The sequence below is a fragment of the Actinoplanes sp. NPDC049265 genome (genome assembly GCF_043197135.1).
Taxonomy (GTDB): Bacteria; Actinomycetota; Actinomycetes; order Mycobacteriales; family Micromonosporaceae; genus Actinoplanes.
Genome location: NZ_JBICSP010000020.1, coordinates 138,131 through 158,589 on the forward strand (window position 1 = coordinate 138,131; position 20,459 = coordinate 158,589).

Consider the following 20,459-nt stretch of genomic DNA (forward strand, 5'->3'; position numbering starts at 1 on the left):
GTCCTACAGATAGGCCTTGATCGCGGCGATCGTCTCGTCCGGAGCGCTGAGGTTCGGGCAGTGACCCGTGGCATTCATGTGAACCAGTGTGCTACCCGCGAGTTGGGCGTGCACGTACTCCCCCACGGGTGTCGGGGCGATGACGTCGTCGGAGCACTGCAGGACCAGCGCCGGCGTCCGCAGCCGGGGCAGGTCGGCCCGGTTGTCGGAGAGGAAGGTCACCCGGGCGAAGTGCCGGGCGATCTCCGGGTCGGTCCGGCAGAAGCTGTTCTTGAGCTCCTCGCCCAGTTCCGGCCGCTCCGGATTGCCCATGATCACCGGGGCCATGGCGCTCGACCAGCCCAGGTAGTTGCTGTCCAGCGAGTCGAGCATCTCTTCGAGGTCGGAGCGCTGGAAGCCGCCGATGTAGCCTTCGTCGTCGATGTAGCGCGGCGACGGGCCGATCAGCACCAGCCGGGCGAAGTGCTCGGGCTCGCGGATCGCGGCCAGGATGCCGATCATCGCGCTCACCGAGTGGCCCACGAAGATCACGTCACGCAGGCCGTGCTCGGAGATGATCTCCAGCATGTCGTCGGCGTAGCCGTTCAGCGTCGAGTACTTCTTCTCGTCGTACTGGCTGAGATCCGATTTTCCGTTGCCGACCAGGTCGAGCAACACGATCCGATGATCGTCGGCGAAGGCGGGCGTGACGAAGCGCCACATGTTCTGATCACAGCCGTACCCGTGGACGAACATGATCGGCTGCCCGGTGGGATTCCCGGTAACGGTCACGGCGTTGCGCACAGTCGTATTCATCGTGGGGTCACCTTACGACTCCGGAGCGTCCCGCACGACGGTCAGGTTGTCCGGCATTTGTGAGCCGGTGTCTGGTTCGGCGGGCGTCTACGGCCTGGCACACCCCGGATAACCTGGGCTTTGGCTTCTTGTTCACGCTGGTGGCGACCTTGAGGAGGAGACGAGCGGATGGCCGATCAGCCGGGCGGTGATCCCCCGGATGCCCGACCGCCCGACCCCACCCGGGTCGGCGAGCCCTCGACGGTGGACGCTCCGGTCCGCTGGAGCGGTGCGGCATCGATCCCGCCACCCCAGCCGAAGAAGTCCCTCTGGCCCCGCCGCAAGCCACCGGCCGAGGACGACGACGACTGGGGCAAGACCCCAGCCGTCGACCCCTGGGCCGGCCAGGACACCCCCTGGGACCCGCTGCGACTCCCGGTCCCCGAGCCCGAGCCGGTCTCGATGCCGCCGACCCGCCTCGACGCACCGGTCGAAGCGCCCCCGCCGCCCCCGACCCGCGTCGAAACGCCTGCTCCGCCGCCCCCTCCCCCTCCTCCGCCGCCGGCGGCCCGGAAGGCGGAGAAGCCCAGGGCCAACCGGCTGCCGGTCCAGCCGCGGCCCGGCTACGTGCCGCCCAAGTACGCCCAGCAGGCGGTCAAGCCGCAGCCGAAGGGCCTGCCGCCGGCACCGAAGAAGCGCCACCCGATCCGCAAACTGGGCACGTTCGCCCTGCTCAGCCTGGTCTTCTGCTGCGGCGTCCCGGCTCTGTTCCTCCTGCCCGCCTTCGGCCAGTACCCGGTCAACGCCGTCCTCCCCGACGAGGTGTCCGACCTCGACCGCCGCGACGACACGACCAGCCGCCGCGCCGCCGATCGCCTGGCCACCGAGCTGAACGACGGCGCGGCGTTCGCCGGCGTCTACGCCGACGGCAACGGCAAACGGGTCACCATCTTCGGCACCACCGGCCTGCGGATCACCCCCAAGCAGGACGTCGAGGCGCAGATCCGCCAGCTCACCCCCGACTACGACATCCGGGACGTGCGGACCTTCGACATGGGCGAAACCGGCGTGCACGAGCGCTGCGGCACCGGCAAGGCCGGCCGCAACACGGTCGTGGTGTGCGCCTGGGCCGACCACGGCAGCCTGGTGACAGTGCTCATGACCAGGCGTTCCGTCGCCGACAGCGCCGATCTCACGGCGGTTCTGCGGAGTGCGGTGCTCACCCGCGGGTAGAAGATCGGCATGACCCGCAGGTGGCTGTTCGCCGACCAGCTCGGCCCGCACTTCCTGGACGCGCCGGACCAGCCCGTCCTGCTGATCGAATCGCAGGCGGTGTTCCGGCGCCGCCGGTTCCACCGGCAGAAGGCCCATCTGGTGCTCTCGGCGCTGCGGCACCGCGCGGCCGAGCTGGGCGATCAGGCGCGCTTCGCGCGATCCTCCACGTACGCCGAGAGCCTGCCGGCCGAAGACCTGAGCGTCTGCCATCCCACCTCGCGGGCCGCACGCGCCTTCGTCCTCCGCCGGCCGGTCGAGATGCTGCCGCCACGGGGCTTCGTGACCGGCCCGCAGGACTTCACCGCCTGGGCCGCCGGGCGGACGGCGCTGCGCCTGGAGGACTTCTACCGGGATGCGCGGCGCCGTCACGACGTGCTGATGGACGGCGGGGAGCCGGCCGGGGGGCGGTGGAATCTGGACGCCGACAACCGGGAACCGCCGCCGAAACAGCGGGCTCTGGGCGTACCCGAGGCTCCGAAGATCGTCGAGGACGAGATCGACGAGCAGGTGCGGGCCGACCTGGACCGGTGGGAACGCGAGGACGGCATCACCTTTCTCGGCCACGACGGCCCGCGGCTGTTCCCGGCGACCCGGGCCGAGGCGCTGGCCCGGCTGCGGCATTTCGTCGAGCACCGGCTGCCGACGTTCGGCCGGTACGAGGACGCGATGCTGGCCGGCGACCCGTGGATGGCCCACAGCCTGCTCTCCGCGCCGCTGAACCTGGGCCTGCTCGACCCCGTCGAGGTGATCCACCGGGCCGAGGACGCCTACCGCTCGGGCCACGCGCCGCTGGCCTCGGTCGAGGGTTTCGTCCGGCAGATCCTCGGCTGGCGGGATTTCGTCTGGCACCTGTACTGGTATTTCGAGCCCGGCTACCGCCGCGCCAACGAACTGGGCGCCGCCGGCCGCGTACCCCCGTGGTTTGCCGATCTCGAAGCCGACAAGGTCGACGCGGCCTGCCTGTCCGACGTGCTGGCCGGTGTCCGCGACCGAGGCTGGGTGCACCACATCCCCCGCCTGATGGTGCTCGGCAACTACGCGATGCAACGTGGCTGGCAGCCGGGCGCGATGGCCGACTGGTTCCATCGGGCGTTCGTGGACGGCTACGAGTGGGTGATGACCGCCAACGTGATCGGGATGAGCCAATTCGCCGACGCCGGGCGGATGAGCTCGAAGCCTTACGCCGGCGGCGGCGCCTACATCGACCGGATGAGCGACTACTGCGGCGGCTGCCGCTACGACCCACGCAAACGCGTGGGCGACGACGCCTGCCCGTTCACCGCCGGCTACTGGGCCTTCCTGCACCGCAACGAGCCGAAGCTGCGCGACAACCACCGGATGCGGCAGCCGTTGCGCGGCCTGGACCGCCTGAAGGATCTGGACGAGCTGGTCGAGCAGGAGACCGCCCGAGGCAGCCGCGCGCCTTGAGACCTGCCTTAGTCCTGCCCCTTGGCCGGGGCGTAGCGCGGGATGTACTCCTGGCCGGTGAGCTTCTGGATCTCGGCCATGACCTCGTCGGTCAGCTCGCGCAGGGCGGTGCGGTCGTCGGGCCGGCCGGTGGTCGGGATCGGCTCGCCGAACTTGATCGTGGCTTTGCCCCAGCCGACCAGCTTCGGGTACGGCTGGCCGATGGGCTGGATCCGCTCGGTGCCGATCACGCCGACCGGGATGATCGGCACGCCCGCGGCCACGGCCAGCCGGGCGGCGCCGGTGCGGCCGCGGTAGAGCTTGCCGTCGGGTGAGCGGGTGCCCTCGGGATAGACGACGACCATGTCGCCGGCCTTGAGTTTGGGGATGGCCGCGTCGAAGGCGGTCAGCGCGGCGCGCCCACCGGCCCGTTCGACCTTGATCGCGCCCAGCCCCTCCATGATGAAGCGGTTGAACCGGCCGCGGACGCCGGTGCCGTTGAAGTACTCGCTCTTGGCCCAGAAGGCCAGGTGCCGTGGCACGACCGCGCCGAGGAAGAGTTCGTCGGCGACGGACAGGTGGTTGCTCGCGAAGACCGCGCCGCCGGTTTTCGGGACGTTCTCGAGCCCCTCGACACGCGGCCGCCAGCCCAAGATCATCGCACTACCGACGGTGATCTTGCCGAACGAATAGAGCAGCGGCAACGGGTTCCTCCGGGAGGGAACAACACGAACGTGGGGGCGGGAAAAGACTAAACCACTCCCCGCCGAAAGTCCCCGCCGCTGTCCCGGCCCGGGCGACCCGGACCGGGAGTTCAACCTGCGGTTACGCCTTCGCCACGAGCACGGTGACGGGCTCGCCGTCACCCACCTCGCCGGTGAAGGTGTCGCCCAGTTCCGTGATCGAGGGCATGAACGGCGCGTCGACCGGGCCCATGGTCACCTCGCCGGCCAGCGTCTCGGCCGACACGAACTGCAGGTGCTGCGCGACCGCGCTGGTCACCGACTCGGATCCGGCCACCATGAGCGAGATCCGGTCGGACACGTCCAGGTTCGCGGCCCGGCGGGCCTGCTGCACCACCCGGATCACGTCCCGGGCCAGTCCTTCGGCGGCCAGTTCCGGGGTGACCTCGGTGTCCAGGACGACCACGCCGCCGGCCAGCGGCGCCGAGTTGCCGGCGTCCTTGGCCACCAGCTTCAGCTCGTACTCGCCCTCCTGCAGGGTGACCCCGGCGGCGGTCGGCGCGCCGTCGACCAGCTGCCAGTCCCCCGCCTTGACCGCCTTGATCACTGGCTGGACCTGCTTGCCGACGCGCGGTCCGAGCGCCCGCGGGACGACGGTCAGCACCTGGTCGCAGTAGTTCGCGACGTCGCCGGTGAAGACCACCTCCTTGACGTTGACCTCGTCGGCCAGCAGGTCGGCGAACGGCCGCAGCGCCTCGGCGTCGGCGCTGGCCACGGTCAGCGTGGCCAGCGGCAGCCGTACCCGCAGCCCCTTGGCCTTGCGGAGCGACAGCGCGGCCGACGCCACGTCCCGGATGCCGTCCATGCCGGTGACCAGCGCGTGGTCGGCCGGGAAGGCCGCCGGGCGGGGGAAGTCGGTCAGGTGCACCGAGCGCTCCCCGGTCAACCCACGCCAGATCTCCTCGGCGGTCAGCGGGGCCAGCGGCGCCAGCACCCGGCACAGGGTCTCCAGCACGGTGGCCAGCGTGTCGAACGCGTCCGCGTCGCCGGCCCAGAAGCGGTCCCGGGACCGCCGCACATACCAGTTGGTCAGCGCGTCGAGGTAGTTGCGGACGGTCTGGCAGGCGCCCGAGATGTCGTACTCGTCCATCTGATTTTGAACGTCCGACACCAACTCGCCGGTCTTGGCCAGCACGTACCGGTCCAAGAGGTGCCGCGAATCCGTACGGAATGCGGCCGAGTGACCGGACGCGTTGGCGTACAGGCTGAAGAAGTACCAGACGTTCCACAGCGGCAGCAGCACCTGCCGGACCGCGTCACGGATCGCCACCTCGGTGACCGGCATGTCCCCGCCGCGCAGGACCGGCGATGACATCAGCATCCAGCGCATCGCGTCCGACCCGTGCGTGTCGAACACCTTGTACACGTCCGGGTAGTTGCGCAGGCTCTTGGACATCTTCCGGCCGTCCTCGCCCAGCAGGATGCCGTGGCTCAGGCAGTTCCGGAACGCCGGCCGGTCGAACAGCGCGGTGGCCAGCACGTGCATCGTGTAGAACCAGCCGCGGGTCTGCCCGATGTACTCGACGATGAAGTCGCCCGGGTAGTGGTGCTCGAACCAGTCCTTGTTCTCGAACGGGTAGTGCACCTGGGCGAACGGCATCGACCCGGACTCGAACCAGCAGTCCAGCACCTCCGGCACCCGGCGCATGGTCGACTGCCCGGTCGGGTCGTCCGGGTTGGGCCGGGTCAGGTCGTCGATGTACGGCCGGTGCAGGTCGGTCACCTTGACCCCGAAGTCGCGCTCCAGCTCCTCGAACGAGCCGTAGACGTCGACCCGCGGGTAGTTGGGGTCGTCCGACTTCCACACCGGGATCGGCGAGCCCCAGAACCGATTACGGGAGATCGACCAGTCGCGGGCGTTGGCCAGCCACTTGCCGAACGAGCCGTCCTTGATGTGCGCCGGCGTCCAGGTGATCTCCTGGTTGAGCTCGACCATCCGGTCGCGGAACTTGGTCACGGCCACGAACCACGACGACACCGCCTTGTAGACCAGCGGGGTGTCGCAGCGCCAGCAGTGCGGGTACGAGTGCGTGTAGCCGTCGTGCCGCACGACGACGCCCCGCTCCTTGAGCGCGGCGATCACCGGCTTGTTCGCGTCGAACACCTGCAGACCCTGGTAATCCGGGACCAGCGCGGTGAACCGGGTGTGGTCGTCGACGGTCACCACGGTCGGGATGCCGGCCGCGTTGCAGGCGTTCTGGTCGTCCTCACCGAAGGCCGGAGCCATGTGCACCACGCCCGTGCCGTCCTCGGTGGTCACGAAGTCGGCCCCGAGCACCTGGAACGCGTTCGGGCCGCCCGGCTCGACCAGGAAGTCGAACAGCGGCGTGTAACGGCGGCCGACCAGCTCCCGGCCCAGCACGGTCCCGGTCTGCTCGAAACCGTCGAGCTCTTTGGCGTACGCGGCCACGCGCGCAGCCCCCACCAGCAGCTTCTGGCCGTCCTTGGCCAGCACCGCGTACTCGATGTCCGGGCCGACGGCCAGCGCCAGGTTGGACGGCAGGGTCCACGGCGTGGTCGTCCACACCGCGATGTCCTCACCCGTGTCGAGGCGGAACTTGACCGTGAGCGCCGGGTCGGTGCGGTCCCGATAGACGTCGTCCATCCGGGTCTCCGTGTTGGACAACGGCGTCTCGCACCGGAAGCAGTAGGCGAGCACCCGGAAACCCTCGTACACCAGCCCCTTCTTGAAGAGGGTCTGGAACGCCCACATCACGGACTCCATGTAGTCCGGGTCGAGGGTCTTGTAGTCGTGCGAGAAGTCGACCCAGCGGGCCTGGCGGGTGACGTAGCGCTCCCAGTCCTGGGTGTACGCCAGCACCGACGTCCGGCAGGCCTCGTTGAACTTGGCCACGCCCAGGTCGAGGATCTCGGCCTTGGTGTTGATCCCGAGCTGCTTCTCGGTCTCCACCTCGGCCGGCATCCCGTGGGTGTCCCAGCCGAAGCGGCGCTCGACGTGCTTGCCCCGCATCGTCATGTAGCGCGGGACGACGTCCTTCACGTACCCCGTGAACAGGTGCCCGTAATGCGGCAGCCCGTTGGCGAACGGCGGCCCGTCGTAGAAGACGAACTCGTTGGCGCCGTCGCTGCCGGCCGGCCGCTGGTCGACGCTGGCCTCGAAGGTCTTGTCGGCCTGCCAGTGCTCCAGCACCGCGCGCTCGACCGCGGGCAGGTCGGGGCTGGCCGGAACGCCGGCCGCATCGGTGTGCTTCGGGTAGTTCATTGCTCTCCTCGCAGTTCCTGTCGGACTGCGAGGACGAGCCTTGGGCCCGCGGTACCACCTCGCTTGACGACCTGAGTGAAGGCCGCCCGCTCGTTCACCGACGTCTGCGCGTGTCGGTCCGCCCGGTTCTACTAGGGCGCGTCAGCCCGTTCTTCCGGAGGCTCCCCGGTGATGGCCGGTTCGTTGCCCGCTGGCTCACAACGATACCGGCCACCCCACGATTCCTTCATCCGAGTTCCGCCCCCGGGCACTGATGCGTGTTTGTGCTCAAAGCGCTTTGAGCACAAACACGCATCAGGGGGCTTGCAGCGTGGTCTTCCAGAGCGACACACCGTCACGGTCGCGCAGATTGACGGTGAACGCCCTGGTCCGCCCGTCGATCTCGACCTCGCCGAAGTGCTGGAAGCCCTCGGCCGGGGACGCGTTGGCCACCGGCGGGGTGTGACTGAACACCACCTGCGGGCCGAACGTGGCGTCCATCGCGTTCGGCCCGAACGCCCCGGCGTGGGCCGGACCGGACACGAACTCCCAGAACGGGGTGAAGTCCTGGACCGCCGCGCGGGCCGGGTCGTAGTGGTTGGCCGCGGTGTAGTGCACGTCGGCGGTGAGCAGCACGACACCGGTCACCCCGGCTCGATGCGCCGACCGCAGGACCTGGGCGAACTCGAGCTCGCGGCCCTTCGGAGCACCCGGGTCGCCCTGGGCCACACCCTCCTGGGCGGTCGGGCCGTCCGGCACCACGATGCCCAGCGGCAGGTCGTTGGCGATCACCTTCCAGGTGGCGTGGCTGCGCTTCAGGCCCTTGATCAGCCACTCGCGCTGCTCGTGACCGAGCAGGCCGCGGTTCGGGTCGGCGTACGTGTTGCCGTCGTTGACGTCCTTGAACGTACGCATATCGAGCACGAACACGTCCAACAGCGGACCGTACGAAAGCTTGCGGTAGACCGTCCCCTGCGACGCCGGGATGGGCACCCATTCGTGGTAGGCCTGGTGCGCCCGCGCCGCCAGCACGTCGACCCGCTTCTCGGTGTAGCGGGCGTCGTCCAGGATCTCCCCCGGGTACCAGTTGTTCAGCACCTCGTGGTCGTCCCACTGGTTGAGCTGCGGCACCTCGGCCGCGAACCGCTTGTACGCGTCGTCGAGCAGGTTGTAGGCGTACTGCCCGCGGTACTCCTTCAGCGTCTCGGCGACCTTGGACTTCTCCTCGGTGACCAGGTTGTTCCAGACCCGGCCGTCGGGCAGGGTCACGCTCGCGACCAGCGGCCCGTCGGCGTAGACGGTGTCACCGGAGTGCAGCAGGAAGTCGGGGCGCCGCCGCCGCATCGATTCGAAGATCTTCAGGCCGCCGTACGCCGGATCGATGCCCCACCCCTGGCCGACGACATCGCCGGTCCACACGAAGCGCACGTCCCGCCGCCCCAGGGGCGCCGTGGTCAGCCGGCCACGCTCGGCCGCGCTGAACAGGCCGTGCCGGTCCAGGCTCTCCACCCGTACCCGGTAGTGCAGGTCCTCGCCCGGCGGCAGCCCACGCAGCCGGACCTTGCCGGTGAAATCGGTGTCCGGGGTGACCACCGGACCGCGGACCAGCCGGGCGCCCTTGAAGTCGGGCCGGCGGGCCACCTCCACCCACATCCGCCCCGGACGGTCGGCGCGAGTCCAGACCATGGCCGTCCCGGCCGCAGGGTCGCCACTCTGCACGCCGTGCGTGAGAACCGGGCGCCCGCTCTGCTTGTACGCGAAGGCCGGGTTCGCCGTCCCCACGGCGCCGGCGATGCCACCGGCCAGGCCCACCCGAAGCAGGGTTCGTCTATTTATCGAGGTCATGATGATGGCCTATCGGCTCGACATGACAGACGCACCGTGCCGAGGTGGACGGCACCTAAACTCGTACCCGTGATCCGCGTCGCGATCGACGAGCCCACACCGGCGGATGTTCCGCACGAACTGGAGTCGCGCCCCCACACCGGCCTGTGACCGAGGCCACGTCACGTCTCTTCCGGCGGGCTCGTCCACCTGACATGAGCCGACTTTCACTGAACGATGTCGCACCCCACGCCTACAAGGCCGTGAGCGGCATGGAGATCTACGCCCGGCAGAACAACGACCCGCAGCTGTACGAGCTGGTCAAGCTGCGCGCCTCGATGGTCAACGGCTGCGGTTTCTGCGTCGACATGCACGCCACCGAGGCCCAGCAGGCGGGCGAGTCGACCCGCCGGCTGTTCGCCGTGTCCGCGTGGCGCGAGGCCACCCAGCTCTTCACCGCGAAGGAACAGGCGGCGTTCGCCCTGACCGACGCGGTGACCAAACTCGGCGAACACGGCGTCCCCGACGACGTGTGGGAGGAGGCGGCCCGCCACTTCGACCAGACCGAGCTGGGCAACCTCCTGATGGCCATCGTCACCATCAACGTCTGGAACCGCCTCGCGATCGCCACGAAGCAGGACCTCCCCAACGTTTGACCCCACCACCGGCGCCCGCGCCCCTCGCACGCGCCACACCCGCGGTCCCCACCGGTGGCTTCACCGGCCGCGCCTCTTAGGTCGCGGTACGTGCACCGTGATCACGTCGGAGGTGCTGACCAGCTCGTCCTTGGTGACCCGGGGGAATGACGTCGAGACCGCTCCAGTCGGCGTACCCGTGGGCCACCGGCTGGTAGTCGTCCAGGAGGGCGACGCGCATCAGGCCAGCTCAGGGAACCAGAGCTGGATCTCCCGCTTGGCGCTGTCGGGCGAGTCGGAGGCGTGTACGAGGTTTTCCCGGTTCGACAGCGAGAAGTCCCCCCGGATCGTGCCCGCGGCGGCCTTGCGCCCGTCGGTCGACCCGATCATCGCCCGGATGACCTCGATCACCTGATCGCCGGACACCACCATCGCGACCAGCGGCCCCGAAGTCATGAACTCCTTGAGCGGCGGGTAGAACGCCTTGTCGACGTGCTCGGTGTAGTGCTGGTCGGCGAGCGCGGCGTCCATCGACCGCAGCACCATCGCGTCGACCGCGAGTCCCTTGCGCTCGAACCGGCCGATGATCTCGCCGACCAGACCACGGCGCACGGCGTCAGGCTTGATCAGTACGAGCGAGCGCTCGCCGGACGGGCTGGTCACGGTTGGTTCCTCCCAGGTTCGACACGCGGAGCGTCAGCCTATCGGTACCGATCCCGCGCCCACCGCCAACCTCGCGCAACCGCGGTTTCCGCCCGGGCGGCCACCCGCGATTTCTCTCCCGGCCCCCGCCGAGCGCCACCTGCGGGTAACCGCCGTTCCGCCTGGGCTCGCGCCGAGCGCCAACTGCGGGTAACCACACTTTCGCTCCGCCCCCGGAGCGCCATAGCCTGACAGGAACACAAAGGGGGTCCACTGTGGCGAACCAAACCGGCCGACCCGTCGCGCCGGCGCGCAAGCTTTTCGCGGCGGTGCTGGGCACTTTCGCGGTGTTCGTGATGGTGTTCGGGCTCGGCCTGTCCAGCTGGCCGATCGTCGCCCTGGGCGCCGCACTGCTGGCGCTGGCGATCGCGCTCGGCATGGTCAACGTCGTGCGCCGCGGCGCCCGCGCCTGGGTGACCGGCCACGGTCAGGTGAAGGCGATCTCCGACCCGCCCCCCAACGGCGCCTACGGCCGCGCCGAGATTCAGCTGGTGGTGGTCGCCCCCGGCCTGCCCGTGACCGAGGTCATGGTGCGCGACGCGCGCGTACCCACGGGCAAATGGCCCCGCGTGAACGAGACCCTGCCGATCTCGGTCGACGTCGACGACATGCGCCGCTGCAAGATCGAGTGGGCCGACGTGGAAGACCGCAGCGACGACGGCGACCCGCCCCCGCCATCGTTCGAGCAGCCCGAGGAGTTCCTCGACGACGACCTGCTGGGCGAGCCCGAGGCCCCGCCATGGGTGACCCGCGACCGAGCCTGGGGCCGTGGCCCCGACGAGCCCATGCCCCCCGCCGCCGCCCAGACCTCCCCCGTGGCCACGGAGGAACGCCCCAGCTCCTCAGTGGTGGTCCACGACACCCCAGGCGGCCCCATCCTCGAGGGCGAGTACGTCAACCACGACGACATCCCCACAGTCCTCCCCCAGCGGGCCCCTCGCCCCCACCCCCACCACGCCGAGTCCCAGGCAACCGCGTCCCCCCTCCTGGACGAGCCCCCCACCCCCGACACTCCCTTGCTGGACCCGACCGATCCTCCCGCTCCCACCACCCCCCAGCCCGACCCCGCCGATCCCCCCGCCTCCGCTATTCCCGAGCCCCCCACGCCCGCCGCCGCTCACACCGAGGCACCCCCACGCCCCCGCACCCCCCGTTCAGCCCCCGCCCCCGAGGCCGACTCACGTTTCACCGAGTCCGCCCCCCACCCGACCCAGCCCGACCCGTACCCCACCGAGTCCGACCCCCACCCCACCGCGTCCAACTCGTACCTGACCGAGTCCGACCTCCACCCGACCGATTCCAACCCCCATTCCGACCCACTCCCCTTCCAACCCGACCAGCCTTCTCCTCCTGACCCCGACCTGCCCTCTCCCGAACCCGACCAGCCCGCACCCCACCGGCGCACGGCCTTCTTCGAACAGCCCGACCCCCACCCCAGCCCGTCCTCCTACACCCCCGTGACAGACCAGACCCACCCCGCCTACACCCCCGTCCAGTCACCCTCCGCACCTCCCACTCCGCCCCCCACCGCAGCGAGTGACACTCCCCCATCACCCCCCGAACACCGCCGCCCCAGCCCGCGCCCCCGCCGCCCTTCAGAACCAAAATCAGAAACCTTCACGGGTACGCCCACCCACTCCCCAGAAGCACCACCGACTCCCGCCGGCCCACCAGCAGGCCTGGTCCCCGAGCAACGTGCCGCCGGCGTGCCCGGTTCCACCTCCGCCCGCCCCGCCTCCCACCCCACCAACCCATCCCCCACCAGCGCGGCTGCTTCCCCTCCCCGCCCCCGCGAGGCGCAACCCTCCACCCCCCGCCACGAGTCCGAGGCGTCCCCCACCGACAACCCCGAGGCGCAGCCCACCACGCCCCACACCCAGCTCCACGAGCAAGAGACACCTCTCACCGACAAGCCCGGCACGCCTGAGGCGACCCACACCGGCGGGCCCCAGACGGCCCACTCTGGCAAGCCCGGGGCAGCTCACCTCGACGAGTCCCAGACGACCCGCACCGGCGAGGATCAAACTTCGCGCCCGCAGGACGAGACCCACCTCCGCGAAGACCGCGACATCGACCTCCCCCTGGACGACAACGACCTGCAGTCCCCCCCGGAGTTCGCCCCCGAGTCCCGCCACAGCCTGACCACCGACGTCATAGCCCCACCGCCAGGCACCCCCGAACCCCCAAGGTCCTGGGCAGCCGGCTCCACCGCCTCCACCCCACCGTCCGAGGTCCCCGTCTCCAAACGCCCGCCCACCTCCGACGAGGACCTGACCACCCCACCGTCTCAGGCAACAGCCGCCGCAGCCGCCGACCGAGCAGCCGCTACCGGCGACACCTCTCCCCGCCCCTGGGAGACAAGCCGCACCCCCAACGACCCACCCCCACCCGCCACCAGCGACACCGCCCCGTCCGCCACCCCCAAGGTCCAGTCCGCCCGTCCGTGGCAGGCGTCCCCCACCGCGGACACCCCCCACCCCGCCTCCTCCTTCGATGACCCCCTACTCGACGACCTCCTAGACCCCGGCCCACCCCCGTGGGAAGCCCGCCAAGCCGCCGCCAAGGCCGCCCAGCCGCCTTCCCCCCACACACCGACCTCACCAACCACCGCCCAGGCACCGCCCTCGTCCCCCACTTCCACGACCGCCCCGACCGCGCCCTCATCAGACCCGGCCCCAGCCACGCCCCCAGCACCAGCACCAGCACCAGCACCAGCACCAGCACCAGCACCAGCACCAGCACCAGCCTCAACCCCGGCACCGGCACCGGCACCGGGCCCGATCCCGGCACCAGGCCCGACGGCCGCCCATTCCGGCCCGGTGATCGGCACGGCCCCACTCAGCCCGCCCACGACCGGCACCGCCTCGTCACCCGGCCGGTCGAGCGAGCCCACCGAGCCGCCCAAATCCGCAGCGGCCCCCGCGGCACGTCCCGCCACCCCGCCGGCCGGAACCAAGCCGATCATCGTCTCGGCCACGGCCCGCCCCGCGACCGTCAAGGGCCCCCGCCCGTGGGCAGACCTGGAGGGCTCCGGCTACGAACCGGCCGAACGCACCGACGAGGTCATCACCGCCTACCCGAGTGCCCGCCCCGGCCCGGCCGGCGCGATTCACGGCGTGGGCATCACGGTCCTGGTGACGAACATGGCCCGCTCGATCGACTTCTACCGCGACACGCTCGGCTTCTTCCAGATCGACACGGGCACCGGCAGCGCGGTCCTGGCCTCCGGCGACACCCGGCTGGTTCTCCGCGCGGTGCATTCGCTGTCCCCCGACATCGGCCGGCTGATCTACCTGAACTTGGAGGTAGGCGACGTAGACGCCGTCTTCGAAGAGCTGAAAAACAAGGGCGTAAAGTTCCTGCACGGTCCCCGCCCTGTCAACCGCGGCGACAAGCTCGAGCTGTGGGCGGCCACTTTCTACGACCCAGACGGCCACAACATCGCAATCACCCAGTGGCGAGCCATCCGCTGACACCCCCAGCACTCCGGCCGGCCGCCAACCCCAGCACCCCGGCCGGCCACCACCCTCGCAGCCCCCGGTCTCTCAACAAACGCCGCAGTCTCAGCTGCCGGGTATCGAGGCGGTGGCCTGCCGCACGCCAACGCAACAGGGTTCCCCGCTCAACAAGCCGCAATAGCCGGCCCTTCAGGAACGTGGCGGGTACCCGGCCGCCACGCCACGACGCCCGGCCACTCGGCAACACCGCAACGCCCGGCCTCTGAAGAACACGCCAGCCACCGAGCCACTCGACAACCACCACAGCGCCCGGCCCCTGAAGAACACGCCAGCCACCGAGCCACTCCACAACCACCACAGCACCCGGCCGCACATGCACGCGCGGCGACCGGCCGCTCGAAACGCCGGGGGCAAGCGCTCGAAAAACGGGGGCCGGTCACCCGGAAACGCAGAGGCCGGCCACCCGGAAACGCGGGAGCCAGCCACCCGGAAACGCAGAGGCCGGCCACCCGGAAACGTGGGAGCCAGCCACCCGGAAACGCAGAGGCCGGCCACCCGGAAACGTGGGAGCCAGCCACCCGGAAACGCAGAGGCCCAGCCACCCGGAGATCGCGGCCGGGGTCAGCCCAGGATCTTGCGGCGCACATGGGTCGCGTAGACCCAAGCCGCCCCAAAGATCAGCCCGATGACCGCCAGCGACCAATGCAGCAGCCCGCTGACCAGCAACAACGCCTGAATGACAGTGCCGGCGGACCAGGCCCACCGCCGCTTCATGACGCCGGCCACCAGAATGCACAGCACGGCGAGCGTGACCACCGCCCCGATCCCCCAGCCGCTCAAATGCCCGCCGAGAATCCGGATCGGCTGAATCGCCAACAGCAACACAATCGCCTCGAGCACGAGCGTGCCCGCCCCGAGCCCACGCACCGCGGCACCGGGGTTCCGCAAACCCGACGGCCGACGCGGCGGCGTGTCTGAGGAGCCGGCGAGCGGCAGCTTGTCAGAGGAGTCAGGGGGCGGCGTGGTCACTTCTTCAGGAGCTTCCGGGCATCGGCCACGGTCACGATCGAGCCGGTGATCAGGACGCCGACGCCGCTGAGTTCGCCGTCGGTGTCGGACTCGGCCAGGACTACTGCTTCCTCGATGGCGTCGGGCATGGTTTGGGCCACTGTCACGCGGTCCTCGCCGAAGATGGTGGTCGCCAACTGCGCCAGTTCCTCCAGCGGCATCGAGCGGGGCGAACTGTTGCGGGTGACGACGATCCGGGCGGCGATCGGCTCGAGCAGGTCGAGCAGCCCGGACACGTCCTTGTCGCCGAGGGCGGCCACGACGGCGACCAGGTGGCGGAAGTTGAACTCCTCCTCCAGCGCCGCCACGGTCGCGGCCATGCCGTGCGGGTTGTGCGCACCGTCGAGGAGGATCGCGGGCGCGCTGCGTACCCGTTCGAGGCGGCCGGGCGAATCCACCTGCGCGAAACCCTCGCGCACAATCTCGATCTCGAGCTGCTTGTCCTTGCCGGCCCCGAGGAACGCCTCGACCGCGGCGAGCGCCACCGCCGCGTTCTGTGCCTGGTGGGCGCCGTGCAGCGGCAGGAAGATCTCGTCGTACACGCCGCCGAGGCCTTGAAGGGTGAGCAGCTGCCCGGCCACCGCGATGTCCCTTTGCACGACCCCGAACTCGCCGCCCTCGCGGGCCAGCGTGGCGCCCATCTCGACGGTGCGTTCGAGCAGCGGGCGCATAGCCTCCTCGGTCTGCAGCGCGCTGATCACGGTGGCGCCCTTGTGGATGATGCCGGCCTTGGCCCAGGCGATGTCCTCGATCGTGTCGCCGAGCCACTCGGTGTGGTCGAGCCCGATCGGGGTGATCACCGCGACGCCGGCCTCGATCACGTTGGTGGCGTCGTCCTCGCCGCCCATGCCGACCTCGATCACGGCCACGTCGACCGGGGCGTCGGCGAACTGCGCGTACGCCATGGCCGTGGTCAGGTCGAAGTAGGTCAGCGGCTCGGACACCCGCGAGTCGATCAGCTCGGCCAGCGGCTCGACCTCGTTGTAGGTGGCGACCAGCGCCTCCTCGGAGATCGGCTCGCCGTCCAGGCTGATCCGTTCGCGGATGGTTTCCAGGTGCGGGCTGGTGTAGCGGCCGGTGTGCAGCCCGTGCGCCCGCAGCAGGGCGTCGATCATGCGCGCGGTCGACGTCTTGCCGTTGGTGCCGGTCAGATGGATCGACGGGTACGCCCGTTGCGGGCTCCCGAGCACGTCCATCAGGTCTTTGATCTTGCGAAGGTCGAAGTCCATCCGGGTGAAGCCGCGCTTCAACAGCGCGGCGTCAACCTCGTCGTACTCACTCATGCCACGCCTTCCTTTGGCATGCCGTCCGCGGGCGCCGGGTGGCGCCGCTGGGTGCGGCCGGTCATGCCGTTGGCAACGCCGAAAGGGCCGCCGCGATTCTCTCCAGGTCGGCCTCGGCCGTCGCCAGCCGATCCTTGATCTTCGCGACCACCTGCTCCGGCGCTTTGCTGACGAACGACTCGTTGCCCAGCTTGGCCCGGCACTGCGCGGCCTCCTTCTCGGCGGCGGCGCGGTCTTTCTCCAGCCGCGCCCGCTCGGCCGCGACGTCGATGGTGCCGCGGGTGTCCAGGTCGACGGTGATCCCGCCGGCCACGGTCAGGGTCGCCGTGGCGGTGAAGTCGCCGCCGGGCGCGTCCAGCCGGGCCAGCGACCGGATCAGCGGCTCGTGCGTGTCGATGCCGACGTTGCCCAGCCCGGTGAGCGCCGCGTGGACCCGCTGACCGGGCCGCAGCCCCTGGTCGGAGCGGAAGCGCCGCACCTCGGTCACGACCTTCTGCAGGGCGGCCAGCTCTTCCTCGGCGGCGTCGTCGATCCGTGCGGCCTCGGACACCGGCCACGTCGCCGTGACGACCGTCGCCTCGCCGGTCAGGCTGGTCCACAGTTCCTCGGTGACGAACGGGATCACCGGGTGCAGCAGCCGCAGCAGGTTGTCGAGCACATGCCCCAGGACCCGCCGGGTACGTTCCGCCTCCGCACCACCCGCGGCCAGCACCGGCTTGCTGAGCTCGACGTACCAGTCACACACGTCGTCCCAGGCGAAGTGGTAGAGGCTGTCGCAGTACTTCGCGAACTCGTACGTCGCCAGCTGCTCGGTCGTCTCGGCGGTCACGTGCTGGAGCCGGGACAGGATCCACCGGTCGACGGCGTTCAGTTCGTCCTGCTCGGGCAGCCCGCCCGCGACCGTGGCCCCGTTCATCAGCGCGAACCGGGTCGCGTTCCACAGCTTGTTGCAGAAGTTGCGGGAGCCCTGGCACCACTCCTCGCTGATCGGCACATCGGAGCCGGGGTTGGCTCCGCGGGCCAGCGTGAACCGGGTGGCGTCGGCGCCGTACCGGTCGATCCAGTCCAGCGGGTCGACCACGTTGCCGAACGACTTCGACATCTTCTTGCCGTGCCCGTCGCGCACCATGCCGTGCAGGGCGACCACGTCGAACGGCTGCTTGCCGTCCATCGCGTACAGCCCGAACATCATCATCCGGGCGACCCAGAAGAACAGGATGTCGTACCCGGTGACCAGCACCGACGTCGGATAGAACTTCTCCAGCTCGAGCGTCTGGTCGGGCCAGCCCATGGTCGAGAACGGCCACAGCGCCGACGAGAACCACGTGTCCAGCACGTCCTCGTCCTGTCGCCAGCCCTCGCCGGTCGGTGCCTCGTCATCCGGCCCGACGCACACGACCTCCCCACCGGGCCCATACCAGACCGGGATCCGGTGCCCCCACCACAGCTGCCGCGAGATGCACCAGTCGTGCATGTTGTCGACCCAGGAGAAGTAGCGTTTGGCCAACTCGGCCGGCTCGATCGCCACCCGCCCGTCGCGCACCGCGTCGCCGGCGGCCTGGGCCAGCGGCCCGGTCTTCACGAACCACTGCAGCGACAGCCGCGGCTCCACCGTCGTCTTGCACCGCGAGCAGTGCCCCACCGAGTGCACGTAGGGCCGCTTCTCCGCGACGATGCAACCTTCCTCACGCAGCGCCGCGACCACCGCCGGCCGGGCCTCATAACGATCAAGACCTTCAAACGGCCCGGGTACGGTGACCACGGCGCGTTCGTCCATGATCGTGATGCTCGGCAGCCGGTGCCTCTGCCCGATCTCGAAGTCGTTGGGGTCGTGGGCCGGCGTGACCTTGACCGCCCCCGTGCCGAAGCTCGGGTCGACGTGCTCGTCGGCCACGATCGGGATGCGCCGCCCGGTCAGCGGCAGCTCCACCTCGGTGCCGATCAGGTGCTTGTAGCGTTCGTCATCCGGGTGTACGGCCACCGCGGTGTCGCCGAGCATGGTTTCGGCCCGGGTGGTCGCCACCACGATGGCGTCGGCCCCGTCGCCGTACCGGATCGAGACCAGCTCACCGTCGTCATCGGTGTGCTCGACCTCGATGTCGCTCAGCGCCGTCAGGCACCGCGGGCACCAGTTGATGATCCGCTCGGCGCGGTAGATCAGTTCGTCCTCGTACAACCGCTTGAAGATCGTCTGCACCGCACGGGACAGCCCCTCGTCCATCGTGAACCGCTCGCGCGACCAGTCGACCGAGTCACCGAGCCGGCGCATCTGCCCGAGGATCGCGCCGCCGGACTCCGCCTTCCACTGCCAGACCTTCTCGACGAAGGCCTCCCGCCCCAGGTCGTGCCGGGATTTGCCCTCGGCGGCAAGCTGGCGTTCGACGACGTTCTGCGTGGCGATGCCGGCGTGGTCCATCCCCGGGAGCCACAGGACCTCGTACCCCTGCATGCGCTTGAGTCGGGACAGCGTGTCCTGAATGGTGTGGTCGAGCGCGTGGCCGACGTGCAGCGAGCCGGTGACGTTGGGCGGCGGGATCACGATCGAGAACGCCGGCTTGTCACTCTTCGGGTCCGCGGCGAACAGCCCCGACGATACCCACGACTCGTACCGCCGCTGCTCTACCTCGCCCGGCTGGTACTGGGCGGAGAGTTCACCGGAGGGACGGCCGTCGGGTGCGCTGGTCTGGGTTGTTTCGCTCACCCGGCAATTCTACGGAGGTGGTGTACGGGGACAGCCACGGGATTGCGTGGTTGTGGATAACCGGCTGGCTGTGGATTGTTAGGCTGCCCCGATGTCCGAGCGCAGCAGCGGTCCGGCCGAGTCCGAGCCCGTGGCAACGGCCCCTCCAGGAGCCGCATCCGTGCACGTCGAGGCCGGTCAGCCCGACCCCGCCGAAGCCGGCCGGTCCCACCCGACCGAGACCGGTCAGCCCGATCCGATCGAGGCCGGCCAGTCCCACCCGATCGAGGCCAGTCGGTCGAACCGGATCGAAGCCAGTCAGCCCGACCCGATCGAGGTCGGCGACGGCCCCTTCCCGCTCACCGAGCCCGCCGGCGACGACGAGGCAACCCTCAAGCCCAAATCCCGTACGCGCTCGATCCTGCTGGCCGGTCTGCTCGCGGTCGGCGTGGCCGGTGCCGTGGCGGCGGGCATCACCGCCTACCAGATCGTCTCGGAGAAGGACGCCACCCTCACCCCGCCCACGGACCTCGGCGGCCTCAAGGTCGACGACAGCGAGAACGGCCGCAACACCTCCGACTACCTCACCACAGCCCTGTCGGCCGAGGTCTCCCTCGACAGGACGGTCGGCGCCGTCTACCGCGATGCCGCTGACCAGCGGAAGGGCGTGCTGCTCTTCGGCGGCACCGGCCTGATCTGGAGCCCCGGCAACGACCTGGAGTCGGCCTTCGACCTGATCGCCGACGACCAGGGCTCGGTCACCGACGTGCACGACGTGCCGGCCGGCGGCCTCGGCGGCTCCATGAAGTGCGGTCAGACGATCACCGCCGACGGCCAGATGCCGGTCTGCGGCTGGGCCGACCACGGCAGCCTCGCCGTCGGCCTCTTCCCGAGCCGTTCCGAGGACGAAGCCGCCAAGCTCCTGCGCGACTTCCGCGACGTGGCCCAGAAACGCAACTAGCCCGCACCGCGGTTTGACCGCGGGCGGGCTGGCAGGACACAAAAACAATCGAGCAAGACACAAAAAATCGAGGGCCACCCCGCAAAGGGTGACCCTCGATCAACGTTTAGTCCGGCGGCGTCCTACTCTCCCACACCCTCCCGAGTGCAGTACCATCGGCGCTGGCAGGCTTAGCTTCCGGGTTCGGAATGAGACCGGGCGTTTCCCCACCGCTATGACCACCGAAACAACCATCAACAACACAACCCTCCCAGCAACCCAAACCCCGACCGTCACCGGCCACGATTCAAGGTGGATGGTTGTTTGCTGTGAATCACACAGTGGACGCAATCACGCTTCAATAATCTTCCGCTAAAGGTTAGTTAAGCCCTCGGCCTATTAGTACCGGTCAACTGAACCAGTTACCTGGCTTACATCTCCGGCCTATCAACCCAGTCGTCTAGCTGG

At 69.8% G+C, this 20,459-nt stretch carries 13 protein-coding genes and 1 rRNA gene; 5 read left to right on the forward strand and 9 right to left on the reverse strand.

Annotated features, from left to right (window positions below; genetic code table 11):
* Positions 1-3: 3 nt before the first annotated feature.
* Positions 4-795 carry an alpha/beta fold hydrolase gene (locus ACGFIO_RS35670; protein WP_392833507.1) on the reverse strand — a complete coding sequence of 264 codons (792 nt, stop codon included), beginning with the start codon at positions 793-795 and terminating at the stop codon, positions 4-6.
* A 168-nt stretch (positions 796-963) separates the two neighbouring features.
* Between ACGFIO_RS35670 and ACGFIO_RS35675 the strand changes: the two genes are divergently transcribed.
* A complete protein-coding gene (locus tag ACGFIO_RS35675; RefSeq protein ID WP_392833510.1) occupies positions 964-2,007 on the forward strand; it encodes a hypothetical protein in 1,044 nt (347 codons plus the stop codon).
* Between the two features lie 9 nt (positions 2,008-2,016).
* Positions 2,017-3,477 carry a cryptochrome/photolyase family protein gene (locus ACGFIO_RS35680; protein ID WP_392833513.1) on the forward strand — a complete coding sequence of 487 codons (1,461 nt, stop codon included), beginning with the start codon at positions 2,017-2,019 and terminating at the stop codon, positions 3,475-3,477.
* Between the two features lie 8 nt (positions 3,478-3,485).
* Here ACGFIO_RS35680 and ACGFIO_RS35685 read toward each other — a convergent pair whose 3' ends face one another.
* The 3 genes from ACGFIO_RS35685 to ACGFIO_RS35695 form a co-directional block, all read right to left on the reverse strand.
* Complete coding sequence (locus ACGFIO_RS35685; RefSeq protein ID WP_392833515.1) at positions 3,486-4,160, reverse strand: lysophospholipid acyltransferase family protein; 675 nt, start codon at positions 4,158-4,160, stop codon at positions 3,486-3,488.
* 121 nt (positions 4,161-4,281) lie between these two features.
* Entirely contained in the window at positions 4,282-7,422 is a 3,141-nt protein-coding gene (gene ileS, locus ACGFIO_RS35690) for an isoleucine--tRNA ligase (protein WP_392833518.1), read from the reverse strand.
* A gap of 294 nt (positions 7,423-7,716) precedes the next feature.
* Entirely contained in the window at positions 7,717-9,246 is a 1,530-nt protein-coding gene (locus tag ACGFIO_RS35695; RefSeq protein WP_392833520.1) for an alkaline phosphatase D family protein, read from the reverse strand.
* A gap of 194 nt (positions 9,247-9,440) precedes the next feature.
* On the opposite strand from ACGFIO_RS35695, the gene ACGFIO_RS35700 reads away from it, so the two are divergent.
* Positions 9,441-9,881: a carboxymuconolactone decarboxylase family protein gene (locus tag ACGFIO_RS35700; RefSeq protein WP_392833522.1), complete on the forward strand. Its 441-nt coding sequence runs from the start codon at positions 9,441-9,443 to the stop codon at positions 9,879-9,881.
* Between the two features lie 219 nt (positions 9,882-10,100).
* Here the strand turns inward: ACGFIO_RS35700 and ndk are convergent, their stop codons facing one another.
* On the reverse strand, positions 10,101-10,523 hold the full coding sequence (gene ndk / locus ACGFIO_RS35705; RefSeq protein ID WP_392833525.1) for a nucleoside-diphosphate kinase: 423 nt from the start codon (positions 10,521-10,523) through the stop codon (positions 10,101-10,103).
* Positions 10,524-10,777: 254 nt separating this feature from the next.
* On the opposite strand from ndk, the gene ACGFIO_RS35710 reads away from it, so the two are divergent.
* The gene (locus ACGFIO_RS35710; protein ID WP_392833528.1) at positions 10,778-14,035 is read left to right on the forward strand and encodes a VOC family protein; all 3,258 of its coding nucleotides are present in this window, start codon (positions 10,778-10,780) and stop codon (positions 14,033-14,035) included.
* A 606-nt stretch (positions 14,036-14,641) separates the two neighbouring features.
* On the opposite strand, the gene ACGFIO_RS35715 is transcribed toward ACGFIO_RS35710, so the two are convergent.
* The 3 genes from ACGFIO_RS35715 to ACGFIO_RS35725 all read right to left on the reverse strand — a co-directional run bounded on the left by ACGFIO_RS35715 (position 14,642) and on the right by ACGFIO_RS35725 (position 19,072).
* Positions 14,642-15,049, reverse strand: a complete 408-nt coding sequence (locus ACGFIO_RS35715) for a DUF4233 domain-containing protein (RefSeq protein WP_392833529.1) — start codon at positions 15,047-15,049, stop codon at positions 14,642-14,644.
* Positions 15,046-16,371: a bifunctional folylpolyglutamate synthase/dihydrofolate synthase gene (locus tag ACGFIO_RS35720; protein ID WP_392833531.1), complete on the reverse strand. Its 1,326-nt coding sequence runs from the start codon at positions 16,369-16,371 to the stop codon at positions 15,046-15,048. The genes ACGFIO_RS35715 and ACGFIO_RS35720 overlap by 4 nt, the downstream gene beginning before the upstream one ends.
* 61 nt (positions 16,372-16,432) lie before the next feature.
* Positions 16,433-19,072: a valine--tRNA ligase gene (locus ACGFIO_RS35725; protein WP_392833533.1), complete on the reverse strand. Its 2,640-nt coding sequence runs from the start codon at positions 19,070-19,072 to the stop codon at positions 16,433-16,435.
* A 91-nt stretch (positions 19,073-19,163) separates the two neighbouring features.
* Here ACGFIO_RS35725 and ACGFIO_RS35730 point away from each other — a divergent pair, with 91 nt between their 5' ends.
* Positions 19,164-20,012, forward strand: a complete 849-nt coding sequence (locus ACGFIO_RS35730) for a hypothetical protein (RefSeq protein WP_392833535.1) — start codon at positions 19,164-19,166, stop codon at positions 20,010-20,012.
* Positions 20,013-20,121: 109 nt separating this feature from the next.
* On the opposite strand, the gene rrf is transcribed toward ACGFIO_RS35730, so the two are convergent.
* A 5S ribosomal RNA gene (gene rrf, locus ACGFIO_RS35735) occupies positions 20,122-20,238 on the reverse strand.
* Between the last annotated feature and the right edge of the window lie 221 nt (positions 20,239-20,459).

Coding starts and splice junctions, on each gene's coding strand:
- ACGFIO_RS35670 (WP_392833507.1), bottom strand. CDS start 795: ATGAATACGACTGTGCGCAACGCCGTGACCGTTACCGGGAATCCCACC.
- ACGFIO_RS35675 (WP_392833510.1), top strand. CDS start 964: ATGGCCGATCAGCCGGGCGGTGATCCCCCGGATGCCCGACCGCCCGAC.
- ACGFIO_RS35680 (WP_392833513.1), top strand. CDS start 2,017: ATGACCCGCAGGTGGCTGTTCGCCGACCAGCTCGGCCCGCACTTCCTG.
- ileS (WP_392833518.1), bottom strand. CDS start 7,422: ATGAACTACCCGAAGCACACCGATGCGGCCGGCGTTCCGGCCAGCCCC.
- ACGFIO_RS35695 (WP_392833520.1), bottom strand. CDS start 9,246: ATGACCTCGATAAATAGACGAACCCTGCTTCGGGTGGGCCTGGCCGGT.
- ACGFIO_RS35700 (WP_392833522.1), top strand. CDS start 9,441: ATGAGCCGACTTTCACTGAACGATGTCGCACCCCACGCCTACAAGGCC.
- ACGFIO_RS35720 (WP_392833531.1), bottom strand. CDS start 16,371: ATGAGTGAGTACGACGAGGTTGACGCCGCGCTGTTGAAGCGCGGCTTC.
- ACGFIO_RS35730 (WP_392833535.1), top strand. CDS start 19,164: ATGTCCGAGCGCAGCAGCGGTCCGGCCGAGTCCGAGCCCGTGGCAACG.